Annotated in this window: 6 protein-coding genes; all 6 read left to right on the forward strand. The window is 60.8% G+C overall.

Annotated features, from left to right (window positions below):
• The first annotated feature begins 32 nt into the window (after window positions 1-32).
• The 6 genes from preA (at window position 33) to AC57B6_RS28505 (ending at window position 7,185) form a co-directional block, all read left to right on the forward strand.
• A complete protein-coding gene (preA, locus tag AC57B6_RS28480; RefSeq protein WP_496422567.1) occupies window positions 33-1,361 on the forward strand; it encodes an NAD-dependent dihydropyrimidine dehydrogenase subunit PreA in 1,329 nt (442 codons plus the stop codon).
• Window positions 1,362-1,479: 118 nt separating this feature from the next.
• The gene (locus AC57B6_RS28485; RefSeq protein WP_028200388.1) at window positions 1,480-2,991 is read left to right on the forward strand and encodes an NCS1 family nucleobase:cation symporter-1; all 1,512 of its coding nucleotides are present in this window, start codon (window positions 1,480-1,482) and stop codon (window positions 2,989-2,991) included.
• A gap of 100 nt (window positions 2,992-3,091) precedes the next feature.
• A complete protein-coding gene (hydA, locus tag AC57B6_RS28490) occupies window positions 3,092-4,543 on the forward strand; it encodes a dihydropyrimidinase (RefSeq protein WP_028200387.1) in 1,452 nt (483 codons plus the stop codon).
• 353 nt (window positions 4,544-4,896) lie between these two features.
• Window positions 4,897-5,679, forward strand: a complete 783-nt coding sequence (locus AC57B6_RS28495) for an amino acid ABC transporter substrate-binding protein (RefSeq protein WP_028200386.1) — start codon at window positions 4,897-4,899, stop codon at window positions 5,677-5,679.
• A 22-nt stretch (window positions 5,680-5,701) separates the two neighbouring features.
• A complete protein-coding gene (locus AC57B6_RS28500; protein ID WP_029674195.1) occupies window positions 5,702-6,379 on the forward strand; it encodes an amino acid ABC transporter permease in 678 nt (225 codons plus the stop codon).
• Entirely contained in the window at window positions 6,379-7,185 is an 807-nt protein-coding gene (locus tag AC57B6_RS28505) for an amino acid ABC transporter ATP-binding protein (RefSeq protein ID WP_496422568.1), read from the forward strand. The genes AC57B6_RS28500 and AC57B6_RS28505 overlap by 1 nt, the downstream gene beginning before the upstream one ends.
• Window positions 7,186-7,237: the final 52 nt, after the last annotated feature.

Raw genomic sequence — 7,237 nt, forward strand, 5'->3', positions numbered from 1 at the left:
AGATAAAACAGCAGTTCCCCAAGGAGCCGAACATGGCCGATCTGCGCTGTACGATTGCCGGCATTACGTCGCCGAATCCTTTCTGGCTCGCCTCCGCGCCGCCGACCGACAAAGCCTATAACGCGAACCGCGCGTTCGAAGCGGGCTGGGGCGGGGTGGTATGGAAAACGTTGGGCCTCGACCCGCATGTGGTGAACGTCAGCTCGCGTTACGGCGCCGTGCAATGGAACGGCCAGCGCATCGCGGGCTTGAACAATATCGAACTGATTACCGATCGTCCGCTCGACGTCAACCTGAAGGAAATCGCGCAGGTCAAACGCGACTGGCCCGAGCGAGCGATGATCGTTTCACTGATGGTGCCGTGCAACGAACGCGACTGGAAGTGGATCTTGCCGCTCGTCGAAGATACCGGCGCCGATGCGGTGGAATTGAACTTCGGCTGCCCGCACGGCATGAGCGAGCGGGGTATGGGGGCGGCGGTGGGCCAGGTGCCCGAGTACATCGAAATGGTTACGCGCTGGGTGAAAGAAGGCTCGAAGCTGCCGTGCCTCGTCAAACTCACGCCGAATATCAGCGACATCCGCCTCGGTTCGCGGGCGGCCTATAAAGGCGGCGCGGACGGCGTGTCCCTGATCAACACGATCAACTCGATTGTCGCGGTGGATCTCGATGCTATGTCGCCGTTGCCGATGGTCGACGGCAAAGGCACGCACGGCGGCTACTGCGGACCGGCGGTCAAACCGATCGCGCTGAATATGGTGGCAGAAATCGCACGCGACGTGGAAACGCCGAATCTGCCGATCTCCGGCATCGGCGGTATTTCGACGTGGCGCGATGCGGCCGAATTCATGGTGCTCGGCGCGGGCAGCGTGCAAGTTTGCACCGCGGCGATGCATTACGGATTTCGCATCGTCTCCGATCTCGCGGATGGCCTCTCGAACTGGATGGACGAGAAAGGTTATGCGACGCTCGACGACATTCGCGGCCGTGCGGTGCCGAACGTCACCGACTGGCAATACCTGAACCTCAAATACGACATCAAGGCGCGCATCGATCAGGACAAGTGCATCCAGTGCGGCCTCTGTCATATCGCCTGCGAAGACACGGCTCACCAGGCGATCATGAAAGAAAAAGATGGCGTTCGGCATTTTGAAGTGATGGACTCCGAATGTGTCGGCTGCAATCTGTGCATGCATGTGTGCCCGGTCGAGCAGTGCATCACGATGGAGCGGGTGGACAGCGGCGAGTACGCGAACTGGACCACGCATCCGAACAACCCGGCGCGGGTCAATGCTGGAGCAGGCGGCACGTCGGATGCGGCTGAAGCGGTCGAGCACGCTCATGCCGCAAAGGCAGCCTGAAAACATGGGCTATCTGTGAGAAAGGAAACGCAGCGCTTGTACTGAACCTGGTGTTTTCCCAAGGCCCGACGCGCCATCAGAAGCCGCGCGGGCCTCAACGATCAGTGGAGATCTTTCGATGAAGCAGACAGCGCAACCCGTCGATCCGCAGTTTGCGGCCGGCGCGCAGGGCAGCAGTCTTTATAACGACGACCTTGCGCCCACCGGCATCGCGCAGCGTACGTGGCGTTGGTATCACTTTGCCGCGCTCTGGGTCGGCATGGTGATGAACATCGCGTCATACATGCTTGCAGCCGGTTTGACGGAGGAAGGCATGTCACCGTGGCAGGCGGTGGCGACCGTGCTGCTCGGCAATCTGATCGTACTGGTGCCGATGTTGCTGATCGGGCATGCAGGCGCGAAGCACGGCATTCCCTACGCGGTGCTGGTGCGCTCCTCGTTCGGCACGCAAGGCGCGAAATTGCCGGCGATGCTGCGGGCGATCGTCGCGTGCGGCTGGTACGGTATTCAGACATGGCTTGGCGGCAGCGCGATCTACACGCTGTTGAACATTCTGACCGGCAATGCGCTGCACGGTGCGGCCTTGCCGTTTCTCGACATCTCGCTCGCGCAACTCGCGTGTTTCCTGGTGTTCTGGGCACTGCAGATCTACTTCATCATTCACGGCACCGATTCGATCCGCTGGCTCGAAAGCTGGTCCGCGCCGATCAAGATCGTGATGTGTATCGCGCTGGTGTGGTGGGCGACCTCGAAGGCAGGCGGACTCGGCTCGATGCTGTCGGCGCCGTCGCAGTTCGTGCCGGGCGGCAAGAAGGAGGGCATGTTCTGGGTGACTTTCTGGCCTGGTCTCACTGCCATGGTCGGTTTCTGGGCCACGCTGGCGCTGAACATTCCCGACTTCACCCGCTTTGCCAGGACGCAGCGCGATCAGGTGATTGGCCAGTCAATCGGCTTGCCGATTCCGATGGCGCTGCTCTCGGTGATCTCCGTGGTGGTGACCTCGGCGACGGTGGTGATCTACGGCAAGGCGATCTGGGACCCGATCGACCTGACGAGCCGGATGACCGGCATCGGCGTCGGCCTTGCACTGATTATTCTGACGCTCGATACGATGTGCTGCAATCTGGCGGCGAATCTCGTCGGCCCGGCTTATGACTTTTCGAGCCTGTGGCCCAAGGGTATTTCATACCGCGTCGGCGGCATGATTACCGCGACCATCGCCATCGTGATGATGCCGTGGAAGATTCTCGCCACCACGCAGGGCTATATCTTCACCTGGCTGGTCGGCTACTCGGCGTTGCTCGGTCCGGTGGCGGGCATTCTGATGGTTGACTATTTCCTGATTCGCGGCACGCGCCTGAACGCGCGTGAACTGTTCGACGAGCACGGGGAGTACAGCTACACCGGCGGCTGGAATATCGGTGCGGTGGTGGCGCTTGTGATCGGCGTGCTGCCCAATCTGCCCGGCTTTTTGCATACCGCGTTTCCGGCATCGTTCCCGAACGTTCCGGCCGTTTTCAATACGCTCTATACCTATGCCTGGTTTGTCGGGCTCGCGTTGGCGTCGATCGTATACAGCGCATGGATGAAGCTGAGCAAGGGGCCGAGCGCGCGCGTGGCGAGTGCGTGAGTGGACGAATGCTTGAATGCATGCGCATGAACCAGGCGCACAGCAGACGAAATAGGTAATACGTAGCACCGAAACCAGCAGTTCATAAGGAGGCGGCAACATGACGACCCTGATTCGCGGCGGCACGATTATCGACGCGGACGACACGTATCGTGCGGACGTGTTGTGTGCGGACCCGCAGGACGGCGGCACGATCCTGCAGATCGGAGCGGACCTGGCAGCGCCGGCCGGCGCCACGATCGTCGATGCGGGTGGGCAGTATGTGATGCCCGGCGGCATCGATCCGCATACGCACATGGAATTGCCGTTCATGGGCACCACGGCCAGCGACGATTTCTATACCGGTACGGCCGCGGGTTTATCGGGCGGCACGACCAGCATCATCGACTTCGTGATCCCGAGTCCGAAGCAGCCTTTGATGGAGGCGTTCAAGGAATGGCGCGGCTGGGCGGAAAAGGCTTCGGCGGATTACGGTTTTCACGTCGCGGTGACATGGTGGGACGATTCGGTCTATCGCGACATGGGTACCCTGGTGCACGAACACGGCGTGTCGAGTTTCAAGCACTTCATGGCCTACAAGAACGCGATCATGGCCGACGACGAAGTGCTGGTGAACAGCTTTTCACGTTCGCTCGAACTCGGCGCGCTGCCTACCGTGCATGCGGAAAACGGCGAACTGGTGTTTCAGTTGCAGCGTCAGTTGCTGGCGAAAGGCTTTACGGGCCCGGAGGCGCATCCGCTGTCACGGCCGCCGGAAGTTGAGGGCGAGGCTGCCAACCGCGCGATACGCATCGCCCAGGTGCTGGGCGTACCGGTCTACATCGTCCATGTCTCCTCGAAAGATGCGGTCGACGCGATTGCGCGCGCCCGCAGCGAAGGCCTTCGCGTGTTCGGCGAAGTGCTGCCGGGCCATCTGGTGATCGACGAAGCCGTGTATCGCGATCCCGACTGGACCCGAGCCGCAGCGCATGTCATGAGCCCGCCGTTCCGTTCCGCGGAGCATCGCGAATCGCTGTGGCGGGGGCTGCAGGCAGGGCAGTTGCACACCACCGCGACCGATCACTGCGTGTTCTGTGCGTCGCAGAAGGCGATGGGGCGCGATGACTTCACAAAGATCCCGAACGGCTGCGGCGGCGTTGAAGATCGCATGGCCGTGCTGTGGCATCACGGGGTGAATTCGGGGCGTCTCACGCCGAATGAGTTCGTGCGCATCACGTCGACCAATGCCGCGCAGATCTTCAACCTGTATCCGCGCAAGGGTGCGGTGCAGGTGGGCGCGGATGCCGACCTGGTCGTGTGGGACCCGGCGGCCAGCAAAACGATCTCGGTGAAGACGCATCATCAGAAGGTCGACTTCAACGTGTTCGAAGGAATGACGGTGCAGGGCGTGGCGATGCACACGCTCACGCGTGGCGCGCTGGCATGGACCGATGGCGAGTTGCGGGCCGTGCGTGGCGCCGGGCGTTATCTGAAGCGCCCGCCGAATCCGGCTTATTTCGACGCGATCCGGGTGGCCAACAAGCGCAAGGAGCCGCATCCGGTGGAACGGTAAGCCGTTTGCAATCTCACGGGCGGCCTTCTGGTGCCGCCCGGACTGACCCTTTTCGACGCCGCGCGTTCGCCGCGACGACACCCCTCCCGCGTTTTCCCCGATGGCGTGCGGCACGTGTTCCGTGGTGCGATGCATGCCGCGTCTTCAATATCTGCTGTAAAGCCGAATTCGACGTTGCATGAGATGTTCTGGCTGTTCGCTTAGCACGCACGCGCATATTGATCGGAAACCTGATCCTTTGTAAAAACGCGGACCGTTTGCTACAGTCCGCCCACTCTGTCCGGCCTGGGCGCCGGCGGAATGCCGCACACCAAACCATGCAAACGACGTAGCACACTTTACGGAGCCACCTGATGAAGTCGATTCGTTCCATTCTGCTGATCGCACTGCTGCAAGCGGTAGCCCTGAGCCCGGCATTCGCTGCTGACGAGCTCGCGCAGATCAAGTCCGCGGGCGTGTTCAAGATCGGCACCGAAGGCACTTACGCGCCGTTCACGTACCACGATGAATCCGGCAAGCTCACGGGTTTCGACGTCGAGATCGGCACGGCCATCGCACAACGCCTGGGCGTCAAGCCGCAATTCGTCGAAGGCAAGTGGGACGGCCTGATCGCCGGCCTCGACGTGAACCGCTACGATGCGGTGATCAACGAGGTTGCGATCACCGACGCGCGCAAAGCCAAATACGATTTCTCGGACCCGTACATCACTTCGCACGCGGCGCTGATCGTGCGTTCGGACAACACCACGATCAAGACGTTTGACGACCTGAAGGGCAAGAAGTCGGCGAATACGTTGACCAGCAACTTCGGCAAGATCGCGGCCGCGCACGGCGCGGATGTGATTCCCGTGCAGGGCTTCAACGAATCGATCGACCTGTTGACGTCGGGCCGCGTCGACGCGACTGTCAACGATTCGCTGTCGTTCCTCGACTTCAAGAAGCACAAGCCGGACGCGAAGGTGAAGATCGCCGCGCTCGATACGTCGGCGGACAGCAGCGACAAGTCCGCGGTGCTGATCCGCAAGGGCAGTCCTGATTTGCAGGCGGCGATCAATAAGGCGCTTGCCGATATGAGGAAAGACGGCACGTACCTGAAGATCTCGGAGAAGTACTTCGGTAAAGACGTTTCCCAATAAGCGCTACCAGCGAGTCTGAATCATGCCGGCATGGTTGCATCTGATGGCGCAGTCGCTGTGGCCCCTGCTGTATGCGGGGCTGGTCTTTACCGTGCCGCTCACGCTGGCATCGTTTGCGATTGGAATCGTCCTCGCGTTCATCGTCGCGTTAGTCAGGTTATTTGGACCGCGCTGGGCGATAGCGTGCGTGCGCTTTTACGTGTGGCTGTTCCGAGGCTCGCCGTTACTGGTGCAACTGTTCGTGATTTTCTACGGACTGCCGAACGTGGGCATTGTGCTTGACCCATTGACGGCGGCGATCATCGGTTTCTCGCTGAATGTCGGCGCGTATAACTCGGAGGTCATTCGCGGCGTGATCGAGTCGATTCCGAAGGGGCAGTGGGAAGCGGCATATTCGATGGGGATGACGCGGGAGCAGGCGCTGCGCCGCGCGATTCTGCCGCAGGCGGCGCGCGTTGCGTTGCCGCCGTTGTCGAACTCGTTCATTGCGTTGGTGAAGGACACTTCGCTTGCCGCGGTGCTGACTGTGCCCGAGGTGTTTCAGGCGGCGCAGCGGATTGCCTCGGTAACGTATGAGCCGTTGATTCTGTACACCGAAGCGGCACTGGTTTATCTCGTGTTCAGTTCGGTGTTGTCGTCGGCGCAGGTGCGGCTCGAGCGCAAGTTCGGCCGTCACGCACTTTTTCAGGCGAGCAACTGATGATTCGACTGGAGAACATCGACAAGTACTTCGGCGAGAACCGCGTACTGAGTTCAGTGAACCTGCAACTTGAGCCGGGCAATGTGACTGCGCTAATCGGGCCGTCCGGCAGCGGCAAGAGTACGTTGTTGCGCTGCGTGAATCTACTGGAGATTCCGGAGTCCGGATCACTTGAGCTGGGCGACCAGCGCCTTGAATTCAGCCGGGACCACAAGCCATCGCGGGAGACGGTGCTAACGATTCGCCGCCGCACTGGCATGGTGTTCCAGAATTTCCAATTGTTTCCGCATCTGACGGTCCGGCAGAACGTGATGGAGGGTTTGCTGACCGTACTGAAGTGGGACGAGCAGAGGGCGCGCTTACGGGCGGACGAATTGCTCGAGAAAGTTGGCATTGCGCAAAAGGCGGACGCATGGCCTTCGACGCTGTCCGGTGGGCAGCAACAGCGGGTCGCCATTGCACGCGCACTGGCACCCTCACCGGAGGTATTGTTATGCGACGAGCCGACATCGGCGCTCGACCCTGGCCTCGCAGCGGAGGTGGTGGATGTTCTGAAGCAACTGGCCACAGAAGGCATGACGATGTTGATGGCGACGCATGACCTGCGGCTTGCCGCGACGATTGCGCGAGACGTGGTGTTTCTGAGCAATGGTGTGGTGGTAGAAGCGGGTCCGTCGAGGGACATATTCATGCGGCCGCGCGAACGGGAGACGGAGCGTTTTGTGTCGACGCTGACAGGGGTGTCAGAATTTCCGTGTTTAAGGCGTTTGGAGAATTACACGGGTGATCTGATGAAGCGATCCTGATAGAGGATAGCGAATTGGTTCATGGCCGTCTTCCAGTCGTGAGCTGCATGTC

Source organism: Paraburkholderia sp. BGA-UO-ETr-F12 (assembly GCF_059567945.1).

Excerpts from the sequence above, each read along its gene's own strand:
- preA (WP_496422567.1), top strand. The coding sequence starts at position 33 with ATGGCCGATCTGCGCTGTACGATTGCCGGCATTACGTCGCCGAATCCT.
- AC57B6_RS28485 (WP_028200388.1), top strand. The coding sequence starts at position 1,480 with ATGAAGCAGACAGCGCAACCCGTCGATCCGCAGTTTGCGGCCGGCGCG.
- hydA (WP_028200387.1), top strand. The coding sequence starts at position 3,092 with ATGACGACCCTGATTCGCGGCGGCACGATTATCGACGCGGACGACACG.
- AC57B6_RS28495 (WP_028200386.1), top strand. The coding sequence starts at position 4,897 with ATGAAGTCGATTCGTTCCATTCTGCTGATCGCACTGCTGCAAGCGGTA.
- AC57B6_RS28500 (WP_029674195.1), top strand. The coding sequence starts at position 5,702 with ATGCCGGCATGGTTGCATCTGATGGCGCAGTCGCTGTGGCCCCTGCTG.
- AC57B6_RS28505 (WP_496422568.1), top strand. The coding sequence starts at position 6,379 with ATGATTCGACTGGAGAACATCGACAAGTACTTCGGCGAGAACCGCGTA.